The sequence below is a fragment of the Bradyrhizobium sp. SZCCHNS2022 genome (assembly GCF_032377575.1).
In the GTDB taxonomy this organism is placed as follows: domain Bacteria; phylum Pseudomonadota; class Alphaproteobacteria; order Rhizobiales; family Xanthobacteraceae; genus Bradyrhizobium; species Bradyrhizobium aeschynomenes.
Map to the genome: position 1 here is coordinate 410,119 of NZ_JAUHHZ010000001.1, position 15,439 is coordinate 425,557.

The 15,439-nt window shown below is 66.8% G+C and carries 5 protein-coding genes (1 of these 5 cut by a window edge); all 5 read left to right on the forward strand.

The features are described from left to right. Positions 1 to 10,154, forward strand: the 3' portion of a protein-coding gene (locus tag QXZ94_RS01835) for a non-ribosomal peptide synthase/polyketide synthase (RefSeq protein ID WP_315718978.1). 6,253 nt of this gene lie to the left of the window's left edge; only the last 10,154 of its 16,407 coding nucleotides appear in the window; the start codon falls outside the window, past its left edge; the stop codon is at positions 10,152 to 10,154. A 7-nt stretch (positions 10,155 to 10,161) separates the two neighbouring features. Beyond that, a complete protein-coding gene (locus tag QXZ94_RS01840) occupies positions 10,162 to 11,145 on the forward strand; it encodes an alpha/beta hydrolase (protein WP_315718979.1) in 984 nt (327 codons plus the stop codon). Further along, positions 11,142 to 12,875, forward strand: a complete 1,734-nt coding sequence (locus QXZ94_RS01845) for a cyclic peptide export ABC transporter (protein ID WP_315718980.1) — start codon at positions 11,142 to 11,144, stop codon at positions 12,873 to 12,875. Before QXZ94_RS01840 ends, QXZ94_RS01845 begins: the two co-directional genes overlap by 4 nt. 133 nt (positions 12,876 to 13,008) lie before the next feature. Then, positions 13,009 to 14,076, forward strand: a complete 1,068-nt coding sequence (locus QXZ94_RS01850) for a GNAT family N-acetyltransferase (RefSeq protein ID WP_315718981.1) — start codon at positions 13,009 to 13,011, stop codon at positions 14,074 to 14,076. A 14-nt stretch (positions 14,077 to 14,090) separates the two neighbouring features. Beyond that, entirely contained in the window at positions 14,091 to 15,422 is a 1,332-nt protein-coding gene (locus QXZ94_RS01855) for a lysine N(6)-hydroxylase/L-ornithine N(5)-oxygenase family protein (RefSeq protein WP_315718982.1), read from the forward strand. Positions 15,423 to 15,439 lie beyond the last annotated feature (17 nt).

Below are 15,439 nucleotides of genomic sequence, written 5' to 3' on the forward strand. Positions count from 1 at the left end.
TGATCGTAGCCGTGCTCGCGGTGCTGAAGGCAGGGGCGGGCTATCTGCCGCTCGATCCCGATTATCCGCAGCAACGTCTCGCCGCGATGCTGCGCGACAGCGGCGCAAGACTGGTGCTGATGCAGGCGCAACTGAACGACCGGCTGGCGGCGATCGCCGCCGACGCTGGTCTGATCGTGGTCGATGTCGCCATTGATGACGGCGGCCCGCACGACCGCGACGGCTCCGACCTCGGCGTTTCATCGCATCCCGACGGTCTCGCCTATGTGATCTATACGTCCGGCTCGACCGGCGTGCCGAAGGGCGTCGGCTGCACGCGGGGGGCACTGTCGGCGCGGCTGGCTTGGATGCAGGCGGAGTATCGGCTCGCGCCAAGCGAGACCTTGCTGCAGAAGACGCCCTTCAGCTTCGACGTCGCTGTCTGGGAGATGTTGTGGCCGCTGATCGTGGGCGCACGGCTCGCGATCGCGCCTCCCGGGGCCCATCGCGAGCCCAAGCGGCTGGTCGAAGCCGTGGTGGCTCACGATGTCACCACCTTGCACTTCGTCCCGCAGATGCTGGCGCAATTCGTCGCAGAGCCGGACGTCGCGCGATGCGCGAGCCTGAAGCGTCTGTTCTCCGGCGGCGAAGCGCTGCCGGTCCAGCTGATGCAGCAGGTCCATGCAGCCTTCCCCACGATTCGCTTCGACAACCGCTACGGACCGACCGAAACGCTGATCAATGCCAGCTTCTGGAATTGCCGCGCGTTCAGCGGGACAACTGCGCCGATCGGACACCCGATCCCGGGAACGGTGCTGCGAATTCTGGATGCCGACCTCAACCCCGTCGAGGAGGGAACGACCGGCGAGCTCTATATCGGCGGCGTCGGGCTGGCGCGCGGCTATCTCGGTCGCGCCGGGCTGACGGCCGAGCGTTTCATCGTCGACCCGTTCGGACCGCCCGGTGCACGGCTCTACCGCAGCGGAGATCTGGCGCGGTGGCGCCATGATGGCAGCATCGACTATGTCGGGCGGGCCGATCATCAGGTGAAGGTGCGCGGCTTCCGCATCGAGCTCGGCGAGATCGAGGCGCGGCTGCTGGAGCAGCCGATGGTCGGCTCTGCGGCGGTCGTCGCACGCGAGTTTGGCGCCGGACGGCAACTCGTCGGCTATGTCAGCGGAGATGCACGGCTCGATGGCCTCGCGCTGCGCAACGCGCTGTCGGCCGAGTTGCCGGACTACATGGTGCCGGCGTGGATCGTCGTGCTCGATCGTCTGCCGTTGATGGTGAACGGCAAGGTGGATCGCCATGCGCTGCCTGCGCCCGATTCTACCGATGCGACCGTCCGGGTTGCGCCGCGGACGCCGAACGAACGCGTGCTGGCATCGATCTGGGCGGATCTGCTGCGTCAGCCCGGTGTCGGGATCACTGACAACTTCTTCGAGCTCGGCGGCGATTCCATCATCTCGCTGCAACTCGTCAGCCGGGCGCGCCGTGCCGGGCTGGTGATCGAGCCACGGGACGTCTTCAAGCATCAGACGTTGGAAGCGCTGGCACGAGAGGCCCGTACGGAGCTGGCGCCCGCAATTCGTGCGGAGCAGGGCCTGGTCGGAGGGCCGCAGCCTTTGCTGCCGATCCAGCTCAGATTCTTCGAGCAGGAGCTGGCGGCGCCGGATCATTGGAACCAGGCGCTGCTGCTGCGGCCGCAGCAGCGGCTCGACTGGGGTGTGACGCGCCGTGCGGTTGCCGCTGTGGTGACTCACCACGATGCGCTACGACTGCGCTTCGAGCGGGTCGACGGTGTCTGGCGGGCAGAGCATGCATCGTCCGCCGCTCGCGGCGACCTCTTTCGAGACTGCGAGGTGGCAGATGCCGCGGCGGTCACGGCGCTCGCTGCCGAGATGCAGGCCAGCCTGTCGCTCGCGCATGGTCCGCTGGTCCGTGTGGCCGGGATGGAACTGCCGGGAGGCGAGCAACGACTCCTGATTGTGATCCATCATCTCGTCGTCGACGGCGTGTCATGGCGGGTGCTGATCGAGGATCTCGCGGCAGCCTATGAGCAGCTCGCACGCGGCGCCAAGACGGTGACGTTGCCGCCGAAGACCCACGCCTTCGCACAATGGGGGGCCGCGCTGCATGCCTATGCATCGTCGGACGCGCTTGCCGCGGAGCTGGACTATTGGTCGCAGATCCGGCAGGCGCACCATCTTGCTTGCGACGAGGATCATTCCGAGCGGGATACGATCGCCGACGCACAGGAAGTGCAGCGCGAGATCGATGCGGAATTGACGTCGCAGCTGCTCGGGCCGGCGCACGGAGCGTACCGAACCCAGGTGAATGATGTCCTGCTCTCCGCGCTGGCGCGTGCGCTATGGCACTGGTCCGGTCGCGAGGACGTCGTGATCGAGCTCGAAGGCCATGGCCGCGAGGAGATCGGCTCCGGGCTCGATCTGTCGCGCACCGTCGGCTGGTTCACCTCCGCCTTTCCGGTCCAGCTCGCAGCCGGCGGGCTGCAGGCCGCTTCGTTGATCAAGACGACCAAGGAGATGCTGCGGTCGATTCCGCATCGAGGTCTCGGCTATGGCATCCTGCGCTATCTCGGCTCCGACGCTCAGCGCGCCACGCTTGCCTCGGTCGATACGCCGCATATCGGCTTCAACTATCTCGGCCAGGTTGACGACAGGACCGGCGAGGCTGGGCTGTTCGCGCTCGCCCTGGAGAGCGCGGGCCCGTCACGCGCTGCCTCCAGCCCGTTGCGGCATCGCCTCACCATCAATGCGCGGGTCCAAGGCGGGCGACTGCAGCTGTCGTTCGGCTTCAGCCGGAAGCGCTACCGGACGGCAACGGTCGAACGCCTCGCCGACTGCTTTGAATCCGCGCTCCAGGAGCTGATCGCTCATTGCTCGAGCGATGCCCATGGGCTGACGCCGTCGGACGTTCCGCTGTCGAAGCTGACGCAGGCCGAGCTCGACGCGCTCCGACTGGATTGGCGCGAGGTCGAGGACATCTACCCGCTGTCGCCGATGCAGCAGGGCATGCTGTTCCACGCCCTGCACGATGACGGCACGGGTGTGTACGTCAACCAGCTCACGGCGGAGATCCGCGGTCTCGATTCCGAGAAGCTGCGGGCCGCCTGGCAGACCGTCAGCGATCGTCACGCCGTGCTGCGCACCGGCTTTCTCTGGCGCGAATTGTCGGGACCGCCGCAGCAGGTGGTCTACCGGCGCGCGGAGGTACGCGTCGTCGAGGAGGATTGGCGCACGCATGCAGCCGACCTTGCGCCAGCGGCGCTGGACGACGCGCTGACGGGGGTGGCCCAGCGTGATCGCGCGGCAGGTTTCGATCTCGCGCGCCCGCCGTTGCAGCGTCTGACGCTGGTCCGGCTCGACGACGAGCGCCATTGGCTGATCTGGACTCATCATCACATCCTGATGGATGGCTGGAGCTCGGCCCGGTTCATGGCCGAGGTGATGCAGCTGCTGGAGCATGGCTCCCTGCCGGCACAGCGGCCGCGCTACCGCGACTACATCGCCTGGCTCGGGGCCAGGGATCACCGTGCGGCTGCCGATTTCTGGCGCACAGCCCTGGCCGAGCTCGAAGAGCCAAGTCTGCTCGCACCCGCCAACGCTAACGAGGCCATGGACCACGGCTCGCTGACGACGGTCGTGGATCGTGGTCTCAGCGAGCGGCTTCAGCAATTCGCCACGCGCGAGCGGATCACGCTGAACACGCTCGTTCAAGCCGCATGGGCGAAGCTGCTGCGCCGCCAGACCGGCCAGGACACAGTGTGCTTCGGTGTAACGGTTTCAGATCGGCCTGCCGATCTCGTCGGCGCCGAGGACATGGTCGGCCTGTTCATCAACACGCTGCCTATGATCGACCGCGAGCATCCTCAGCAGAGTGTCGGCGACTGGCTGCGCGATTTGCAGGACCTCAACCTGGCTCTGCGGGAGCATGGCTGGATGCCGCTCGCTGATATTCAGCGCTTGGCCGGACGTGCCGGACATCCGCTGTTTGACAGCATTCTGGTGTTCGAGAACTATCCGGTCGACCAGGCATTGAAGACGAACCGCGGGCAGCTCCGCGCCAGCCGCACGCGGATTTTGGAGACCAGCAACTATCCGTTGTTCGTCAGCGTCGGTCTCGACGGCGAGCTTCGGCTCGTGTTCAACTTCCAGCGCCGGCATTTCGAAGAGCGCCAGATCGGCCGGCTTCAGACGGCATTCGTGGCGCTGCTCGCGTCGATCAGCGGCGATGCCGCCAACGCGGTCGGCCGGATCGCTGGTGACGATCCCGAAGATCTCGCGATGCTGGCGCGCGTCAACGACACGGTCACGACAAAGCAATCTGCCGGGGTCGTTGCTCAATGCGAAGCGCAGGCGGCGCGTGCGCCTGATGCGATCGCAATTGTGCATGGGGACGAGACGATCAGCTATGGCGAGCTGAACGCGCGGGCAAACCGGCTGGCGCGGCGGCTCATGCTGCAGGGCATCGGGCCGGACGTCGTGGTCGGGCTGGCGCTGGAGCGCGGCGTGCCGATGATGGTGGCACTGCTCGCGGTGCTGAAGGCGGGCGGGGCCTACCTGCCGCTCGATCCGGACTATCCGGCCGAGCGTCTGGCGCACATGCTGGGCGACAGCGGGGCCAGGCTGCTGCTGACGCAGGCCACGTTGCAGGAGCGTTTTGCTCCGGTTCTGGAAGGCAGCGGTGCCGAGGCCTGGCTGCTCGATGCAGCGGTGGGAGAAGGCAGCGGCGACGCCGCCAATCTCGACATCGCCATCGATCCGGAGAACCTCGTTTACGTGATCTACACCTCCGGCTCGACCGGTCTGCCCAAGGGCGTGATGGTGCGCCATGGCGCGGTGGCGAACTTCCTGGCGACCATGGCCGAGCGGCCGGGCATCGCACGCGAGGACCGCGTGCTCGGGCTGACCTCGCTGTCGTTCGACATCGCGGTGCTGGAGCTGTGGCTGCCGCTGACGCATGGCGCGCAAATCGTGCTGGCGGATCGCGCGACGGCGCATGATCCGGCGGCGCTGAAGGCGGTCGTCGTCAGGCACGGCGTGACGATGATCCAGGCGACGCCGTCGAGCTGGCGGATGCTGCTGGATCATGACGGCGCCGGCACGTGGCTGGGGGAGGGCTGCCGGGTGCTGAGCGGCGGCGAGGCCCTGGCACCGGATCTGGCGCGGCGCCTGACGGCGCTGGGCGGCGAGGTCTGGAACCTGTACGGGCCGACGGAGACCACGGTGTGGTCGGCGCGGCACCGGCTCGATGCGGCCGATCCGTCGCCGATGATCGGTGCTCCGATCGGCAACACCACGCTGTACGTGCTGGATGGCGATCTCAATCTGGCGCCGGTCGGGGTGGCCGGAGAGCTGTTCATCGGCGGCGAGGGGCTGGCCCGCGGCTATTGGAATCGTGCGGCGCTCAGCGCCGAGCGCTTCATCCCCGATCCGTTCGGATCGGCGGGGCAGCGGCTGTACCGCACCGGGGACCTCGCGCGCTGGCGCGGCGATGGCGTGCTGGAGCATGTGGGCCGGGCGGATCATCAGGTGAAGATCCGGGGCCATCGCATCGAGCTCGGCGAGATCGAGGCGCGGCTGCGGGCCGAGCCCGGCGTGCGCGACAGCGTCGTGGTGGCGCAGGAGCTCGGCGGCAGCCGGCAGCTGGTCGGCTATGTCAGCGGCGATGATGCGCTCGACGGCGCGGGCCTGCGTGCGGCGCTCGGCGCGGTGCTGCCGGACTACATGGTGCCGTCACGGGTCATGGTGCTGCCGCAACTGCCGCTGACGCCCAACGGCAAGATCGATCGCAAGGCGCTGCCGCAGCCGGATGCGCGTCCTGCGGATGCGCAACGCGTCGCGCCGCGCAATCCGACCGAGGCCGCGCTCGCGACCATCTGGGCCGAGCTGCTGCAGCACGACGAGGTCGGCGTCACCGACAATTTCTTCGAGCTCGGCGGCGATTCCATCATCTCGCTGCAGATCGTCGGTCGCGCACGGCGGGCCGGTCTTGCGCTGGAGCCAAGGGACGTCTTCAGGCACCAGACGATCGAGCAGCTCGCGCCGCTCTGTCGCGCGATCTCCGATGCGCAGCGGATGCCCGTCGTGGCGCGGGGGACGCTGTCGGGCCTGACCGATCAGGAGCTGGCGCAGCTCGGTCTCGATTGGGACCGCATCGAGGACATCTATCCGCTGTCGCCGATGCAGCAGGGCATGCTGTTCCACAGCCTGCGCGATGCCGGCAGCGGCGTCTACGTCAATCAGATCAGCGTCGAGATCCGCGGGCTGAACGTCGAGCGCCTGCGCGCGGCATGGCAGGATGCATCCGCGCGTCATCCCATGCTGCGGACGGGATTCCTCTGGCGCGAGTTGTCCGGATCCCCGCTGCAGGCCGTCTATCGTCAGGCGATCGTGCCGTTCGAGATCGAAGACTGGCGCGGCCAAATGATCGACGAGACCCGGCTCGCGGCGGCGCTGGCCGGTGAGCGTGATGCGGAGTTCGATCTGGCGCAGCCGCCGCTGCAGCGCGTGCGCCTGCTGCGCGTGGACGACGATTGTCATCGCCTGATCTGGACCTATCACCACATCCTGATGGATGGCTGGAGCTCGGCGCGCTTCATCGGCGAGATCTTGCAGCTCTATGCCGGCCGCACGCTTGCGCCCGGCACGCCGCAGTACCGCGACTACGTTGCCTGGCTCGTTGCCCAGGACGCCATGGCGGCCGAGCGCTTCTGGCGCGAACAGCTCGCCGGCTTCGATCAGCCGACGCAACTGGCCGATGCGTTCGGCGCTCGCCGCTACGACGCGCATGGGCATCGACGCTGCTACACGCGGCTCGACGAGGGCGCGACGGCGGACCTGAAGGCGTTCGCCCGCCGCGAGCGCATCACCTTGAACACGCTGATCCAGGGCGTCTGGACGCTGCTGCTGCAGCGCTTCACCGGCCAGCACACCGTGACCTTTGGCGCGACGGTGGCCGGCCGTCCGGCTGGCCTCGACGGCGCCGAGCAGATGATCGGCCTGTTCATCAACACGCTGCCGATGATCGAGACGCCGTCGCCCGCCTGCGCCGTCGGCGATTGGCTGCGCGCGATCCAGAACCGCACCGCCGCGGTCCGCAACTACGAGCAGACGCCGCTTTACGACATCCAGGGCTGGGCCGGTCGCGCCGGCGAGGCGATGTTCGACAGCATCATCGTGTTCGAGAACTACCCGATCGAGCGTGGCCTGCTGCAGGGTGACGGCTCGCTCCAGTTCAGCGGCCTCCGCAATGTCGACGTCACCAATTATCCGATGGACCTGTCGGTGCTGGTCGAGGACACGCTCCAGGTCGAATTCACATACATGCCAAGCCATTTCGCGCCCGACCAGGCCGAGCAGATCAGGGACCAGTTCGAACATCTGCTCGCGGCGCTGACCCGGGATGCGACGGCGCTGATCGGGGCGATCGATGCGGCGACCGATCATGACACGGCGCGCGCGCGTGCCTGCAACGCTCATGCTGTGCCTGTCGGAACGGAGCCGCTCGTGCACGAGGTCATCAGCGGGCATGCGATGCGCAATCCGGAGCGGATCGCACTCGAGATCGGCGGCGCCAGCCTGTCCTATGGCGCGCTGGAGCGCCGCGCCAACCGTCTCGCGCATCATCTGATCGGGCAGGGGCTCAGGCCCGATCAGCGCGTCGGGATCGTGGTGGCGCGCACGCAGGCAACGATGATCGCGCTGCTGGCCGTGATGAAGGCGGGCGGCGCCTATGTGCCGCTCGATCCCGAGCTTCCGCCGGAGCGGATCGCCTACGTGATGAACGATAGCGGCGCGACTTTCATGCTGTCCGGCACGCGTGATGCTCTCATGCCCGCGTCTGTCCGGCACATCGATCTGGCCCGATTCGATTTCGAGACGGGACCGGATCATCCGCCGCAGCTGCGCCTCCACCCCGGAAATCTCGCTTATGTGATCTACACGTCCGGCTCGACCGGACGGCCGAAGGGCGTCGCCGTTGCGCACGGCCCTTTGGCGATGCATTGCCGCGCCACCGCCGCGCTCTATGAGATCGACCCGCAATCGAGCGAATTGCATTTCCTGTCGCTCGCATTCGACGGCGCCCATGAACGCTGGCTCACGGTGCTCTCGCAGGGGGCGCGACTCGTGATGCGCGATGCCGAGCTGTGGACGCCCGAGCAGACGGTCGAGATGCTGCGCGCCCGGAGCATCACCCATATCGGCCTGCCGCCGGCCTATCTGCAGCAGGTGGCCGATTGGGTGGAGCAGACCGGTCATCCGCCGCCCGTGAGGCTGTACTCGTTCGGCGGCGAGGCGATGCCCAAGGCCGGCTTCGACAAGGTGAAGCGGATGCTCAAGCCGCAGATCCTGATCAACGGCTACGGCCCGACCGAGACCGTGGTTACGCCGCTGGTCTGGAAGGTCGACGGCAACGCAGACTGCGACAAGGCCTACGCGCCGATCGGTGTCCCCGTCGGCAGCCGCACCGCCCACATCCTCGATGGTCAGCTCGACATCGTCCCGGCCGGCGCTGCGGGAGAGCTCTATATCGGCGGTCTTGGCCTTGCGCGCGGATACCACGCCAAGCCCGGCATGACCGCGGAGCGGTTCGTTCCGGATCCCTTCGCCGCCGATCCCGGCGCGCGTCTCTATCGCACCGGCGACCTCGCCCGGTGGGATGCGGATGGCAGGATCGAATATCTCGGGCGCAGCGACGATCAGGTCAAGGTCAGCGGCTTCCGGATCGAGCTCGGCGAGATCCAGTCGGCATTGCTGTCGGAGCCCGATGTCGCACAAGCGGCCGTGCTCGCCGTGCCCAGTGCCGGCGGCAGCCAGCTCGTCGCCTATGTCGCGCCGAGTGGGGGCCGCGACGCGGCCGGCCGCTCGGCCGAGCAATTGTCGGAGAGTCTTGCGGCCGCGCTGCGTCGAACGCTGCCTGCCTACATGGTGCCGGCAAGAATCATCGTACTCGAGCGTCTGCCCACGCTGTCCAGCGGCAAGGTCGACCGCCGGGCGCTGCCGGCGCCCGATGTCGCGGCTGCGCGCGCATTCATCGCGCCGGAGAGCCCGGCGGAGATCGCGATGGCCCGATTGTGGTCCGAGATTCTCGGCACTCCGCAGGTCGGCGTCACCGATAATTTCTTCGAGCTCGGCGGCAACTCGATCCTGAGCTTGAAGGTGATCGCACGGCTCCGGCGCGAGCCGATCATCGGCAGCGAGATCAAGCTGCGTGATCTCCTGCAGAAGCCGACGATCCGCGCCTTGCTCGGCGAGTCGGACAGCAAGCCAAGGCGAGTGTCGGCCCTGCTGCCGCTCAACGCGCCGGTGTCCGGCAAAGAGCCCGTGTTCTGCTTCCATGGCGGCTTCGGCACGGTGTTCGACTATGCGCCGCTGGCGCGCCGCCTCGAGGGGCGGCGTCAAGTGATCGGTCTGCAATGCAGGACGTTGATCGCGCCGTCCTTTTCCGATTCATCGCTGGCGGCGATGGCCGCTGTTTACGCCGATGAGATCGTGCAGGCGCAGGGACGCGGGCCGTATTATCTGATCGGATGGTCGCTGGGCGGCCTGGTCGCATGCCTCGCCGCAGCAGAACTGGAGCGTCGCGGCGAGGTCGTCGCGCGTCTGGCGCTGGTCGACAGCTTCGTTCCTGATCCGTGCGCAAATGAGAGGCCAGGGGCCGAGCGGCATTGGACCGACGACCTGCTGGGATTGCTGTCCATCGCCATCCCAGGGGGAGAACTCGCGGCGGTCCGATCTCGCGCCGCCATCATCCGCGCCGCGGGCGAGCCTGCGACGGATGACGCAATGCGGCGCCTGCTTGCGGACGTGATCGGCGCGGCGCCCTTGCAGCCAAGGGATCATCTGCTCGGGGTCGACGACATCATCGGCGCGTTCACGGTCGGACGCCACCTCGGACAGCTGGCGCAGACCGCCGACTGGCCGACCGAGCTCAAGGCGACACCTGGATGCTGGTGGACCTCAGGGCGGCTGCGACAGCGCGATTGGCTGACTGCACGGTTCGGGGGCGCGACGGATCTCGGCGTCGTCGGTGACGACCACTTCTCGATCCTGAGCAACGAGACCTTCGTCGCCGCAATCTCCAAGTGGCTGCAATCGCGCGACGCGGCGCAGACGATGCCGGCGCTGCAATCCGAACCGGCCGAATGAGGTGATCATGAGCCTTCATCCAGATATCGCGGCGCTGCTCGAGATGATCCAGTTGGGGACCGAGACCGGCGCGCGGGTTCCGTTCCCGCAACTCACGCCGGCGCAGGCGCGCGCCGATTTCGAGGCCTCGTCGCCGCTGCTCGACCTCGATCCTCCCGCGCTTGCGTTCGAGAGGCAGCTCACGCTGCCGACGCGCGATGGTGCGCAGATCGCTGCACGCCTCTATGCAGGACAAATGCCCAACTGCGCTGCGCCGCTGCCGGTGCTGCTCTACATGCATGGCGGCGGCTTCGTCGTCGGCAGTCTCGACTCGCATCAGCCGCTATGCCGTGGCCTTGCGAGCGACAGCGGCGCGGCCGTGCTGTCGATCGGCTACCGGCTCGCGCCGGAGCATCGCTTTCCGACTGCGTTCGAGGATTGCGTGGATGCTCTCGCCTGGATCGGGCGCGAGGGGCCAGCCGCTGGTCTCGACCCCCGCCGCGTCGCCGTCGGCGGCGACAGTGCCGGCGGCACGCTGGCGGCAGCGCTGGCGATCGCAGCTCGCGACGATCGAGCCTTGCCGCAACCGCTCCTCCAGGTGCTGGCCTATCCGGGCCTCAGCCCGGAGCAGATATCGCAGTCCTACGCGGACTACGGCTCGGGCTATTTGCTCGAGCGCGACACTGTGGACTGGTTCTTCAACCACTATCTGCGCGACGAGTCCGATCGCCGGGATTGGCGGTTTGCGCCGCTGGCGGCGCCCGACCTGTCCGGCGTCGCACCGGCGCTGATGCTGCTGCCCGAGTTCGACCCGCTGATCGCGGAGGGACGCGACTACGCCGAACGGCTGCGCGCGGCCGGCGTCGCCGTCGACCTCAAGGTCTATCCCGGCATGATTCACGAGTTCCTGCGCATGGGCAACGTCGTGCCGGATGCGCTGCGTGCGCGCGCCGAGATCGGTGCCACGCTTGCCGAACTGTTTGCCCAGCAAGCCGGAGACTGTCACCGATGATCACGTCGTCGAATCCCGGGAAGCTCCATATCGGAGGCCTGCTGCGGCCCTATTGGAAGCTGGTTCTCTGCGGCATCCTGCTCGGCCTCGTCGGCGGTGCCAGCGTCGCCGGCCTGCTCGCCGTGGTGAACAAGGGCCTCTACGCCGGCTCCGGTGATGTCGGCAGCCTGATCGCCTCGTTTGCCGGGCTCTGCGTCCTGATCGTGATCGGGTCGGTCGGCTCGGACATCAGCGCCAATGCCGTCGGACAGAAGATCGTCGCCTCGCTGCGCAAGTCGTTGGCCGCCAAGATCCTGATGGCGCCGATCGACCAGCTGGAATCCTACCGCGCGCACCGGCTCATCCCCGTGTTGACGAAGGACGTCGATGCGATCAGCGACTTTGCCTTCTTCTTTCCGGCGTTTCTGGTTTCCGGTGTCGTCGTCGCCGGCTGCCTGGTCTATCTGGCCATGCTGTCGTGGCCGTTGTTCCTCGTGACGGCGGCGCTGATCGCGCTCGGATCGTTCGCCCACTTCCGGGCGAGACAGCGCGGCATGTCCGGCTTCAACCTGGCCCGCCAATATGAAGACGATCTGCAGAAGCACTATCGGACGATCGCCGAAGGCGCCAAGGAGCTGCGGCTCCACCGGCCGCGCCGGCACCATGTGCATGTCGACCTGATCCAGCGCACCGTCGACAGGATCAGCGACGTGCAGATCGGCGCGATCAATCTGCTGGTCACCGCCCGTGCGCTCGGAACGGTGATGCTGTTCATGGTGATCGGGACCGCGCTCGTGCTGCGGCCGCTGCTATGGCCGGACAGTCCGCCATCGGTGTCCAGCGGCTTCGTCCTGGTGCTGCTGTTCATGCGCGGTCCGATCGATCAGCTCATCGGCATGCTGCCGTCGCTCGGTCGCGCACAGGTCGCGATGCGCCGGATTTCCGATCTCTCCGAGCGGTTTGCAACGGCAGAGCAGGATCTGCTCGAACATCCCGCCGACGCGATGACGGATCGGATCGAATCGATCGAGCTGCGCGGCGTCTCCTATTCTTTTCAGGCCGCCGCCAACGAGACACCCTTTGTGCTCGGTCCGGTCGATCTGCGCATCCGGCGCGGCGAGATCGTCTTCATCGTCGGCGACAACGGCAGCGGCAAGACGACGCTGATCAAGCTGCTGCTCGGCCTCTACGTGCCGGATCAGGGACAGCTGCTGCGCGACGGCGTACCGGTGATCGGCGCAACACGCGACGACTACCGGCAGCTCTTCACCACCGTGTTTGCGGACTATTACCTGTTCGACACGCTGTTGCGTCACGATGATCAGGCTCCCGAAGGCGCGCAGCGCTACCTCGATCGGCTCGAGCTTGCCCACAAGGTCTCGGTCGAAGACGGCATGTTCTCGACCACGGACCTGTCGACCGGCCAGCGCAAGCGCCTCGCTTTGATCAACGCCTGGATCGAAGGCCGCCCCGTTCTGGTGTTCGACGAATGGGCCGCCGATCAGGATCCGGCATTCCGGCAGGTCTTCTATACCGAGCTGCTCGCCGACCTGAAGCGGCTGGGCAAGACGATCATCGTGATCTCGCATGACGACCGCTACTTCCACTGCGCGGACCGGCTCGTGCGGCTGCGCAATGGACAACTCCAGGAGGACCGGCCGACGCAACAGCGCCGGCACGCACGGCCGAGGCGATCGCCGGCGTCACGACTGCAAGACGAGGGCGCATCGCAGGAACCATCGAGAGCGTGAGCCGCAGCTTTGTAACTAATCTAGTTCGACAGTGTGACGGGCCCGCTTGTGTTCGAGGCGGCGGCAAATTTACATCCTGAGCGGGCGCCGACCGTGGCGAATTTCGCACAAGGGCAATGAAGGGGAGAGGCGCATGGACGCGAGCACGGGCTTCGACGCAAGACGTGAGGCCTTCAAGGCCGGCAGCGAGACTGCGATGTCCGTCGTTCGCGACGACGGAGCAGTGCGGGTCCTGGTCGATGGTGCGGTGCTGCTGTCGCTTCAATTCGATGAGCGTCGGGCGGCGCTGGTCGCATCGGACAGGGCCGGCGATCCGCAGCGGATGGTGCGTGCGTTGTCGGCCGCGGCCGAAGCGCTGTTCGCCTGGCATCCGTCACTCGACAGGCTCTTCCTCGCGACCGGCGACTGGCCGGCGGCCGAATCGGCGCTGGCGCGCGAGGGTCTCGCGGTGACCATCAATGGCGCGCCGGTGCTGCTGCCCGAACTGGTGATGCAGCGGCGCGACAATTGGTTGACCGATGCCGCGCGGCCGGCGTTTCCACTGTCTTATGCCATGACTGACGGCAGGCGGCATCCGCGACGGCCGTCGAAGCCGGCCGGCCGTGTCTATTCCCGTTTCATTCCATGGCTGTCGGAGACCGTCAGCTTTCGAGTCGTCGATGTCGAGCGGGATCTGTCGCTCGTCCACCGCTGGCTCAACGATCCGCGCGTGGATGCGTTCTGGAACGAGGCCGGTGACCTAGACAAGCACCGCGACTATCTCTCCAGGATCCTGGCGGATCCGCACATGCTGCCGATGATCGGCTGCTTCGGTGATCGTCCGTTTGGCTATTTCGAGCTGTATTGGGCCAAGGAGAACCGCATCGCGCCGTTCTACGACGCCGCCGACTACGACCGCGGCTGGCATGTGATCGTCGGCGAGGACGAGTTTCGTGGCCGCGACTTCATCACCGCGTGGCTGCCGTCGCTGATGCACTACATGTTCCTCGACGATGAGCGCACGATGCGCATCGTCGGCGAGCCCGCGGCAGCCCACGTCCAGCAGTTGCGCAATCTCGATCGCGCCGGCTTCGCCCGGATCAAGAATTTCGACTTCCCGCACAAGCGAGCAACCTTGGTCATGTTGCTTCGCGAACGCTTCTTTGGCGACCGGCTGTGGCAGCCGGCGGCCAAGGACGCGACGCCAGAGACCCAACGCTGACGGAGCATCACCTCATGTCGTATCAAATCGCCCCGGACTATGATGTCGTCGGTGTCGGCTTCGGGCCATCGAACCTGGCGCTGGCGATCGCACTCGACGATTGCAGGAGACAACAGCGCGTGAGTTGCCGCTCGCTGTTCGTGGAGCGTCAGCCAAGCTTCAAATGGCACGGCGGCATGCTGCTCCCGGGCAGCAACATGCAGATTTCCTTCCTGAAGGATCTCGTGTCGCTGCGTGATCCGACCAGCCCATTCACCTTCATCAACTATCTGCACAAGTCGGGGCGGCTGCTCGATTTCACCAACTGCAAGACGTTCTATCCGAGCCGCATCGAGTTCAACGACTATCTGTGCTGGGTCGCCGACCAGTTCAGCGCGATGGTCGACTATGGCGAGACGGTCGTGGCCGTCGAGCCGGTCATGGCCGGTCAGTCGGTGGTCGCGCTTCGGGTGGTGACGCAGACGGGGACTGGCGAGACCCGGTCGCGCATTGCGCGGAATCTCGTGGTCGCCGTCGGCGGCGTTCCGCACGTCCCAGCCGTGCTCGAGCCGATCGCCGGAGACCGGCGGGTGGTGCACACCAGCGGCTATCTTGGATCGCCGCTGATCACCGAATTGCACGGCCAGGCGCCTCGCGTCGCAGTGATAGGCGGTGGCCAGAGCGCCGCAGAGGTCACCCTCGATCTGAGCGAGCGGTTTCCCGATGCGCATATCGATCTGGTGTTCCGAGGGCACGCGCTCAAGCCGTCCGACAGCAGCCCATTCGTTAACGAGATCTTCAATCCGGAGTACACGGACTATTTCCATTCGCGCGAGGACGCGCAGCGCGCATCGATTATTCGCAGCTTCCGCAATACCAATTACGCGGTGGTCGATCCCGATCTGCTCGATCAGCTCTATCGGATGAGCTATCAGCAGCGCGTCGCCGGCGAGAGAAAGCTCGTCTTGCATCCGCGGAGCGAGATCGTCGGCGCGGGGGTCACGCGCGACGGCATCACGATCGAGCTGCACAATAAGGACGAGGATGTTCGGAGCCGCGCGAGCTACGACGCCGTGGTCATCGCCACCGGCTATGAGCGATCACCGGTGCCGGCCTTTCTCGATCCGATCAGCCGCTACATCGAGGCCGGCGCGCTGGATCGGGACTACCGGCTGCAGACCGCTCCGGGCTTTCGTCCGCAGGTCTACCTGCAGGGCTGCTCGGAGACCTCGCATGGCCTGAGCGACACGCTGCTGTCGGTGCTGCCGATGCGGGCCCAGGAGATCACGGCGTCGCTGGTGGCGACGGCGGCCAGGCCGAACGGTCAGGAGCATGACCCGCATCGGGAGGAACGTGTGTACTCATGAGCACGTCCTCCCGCGGT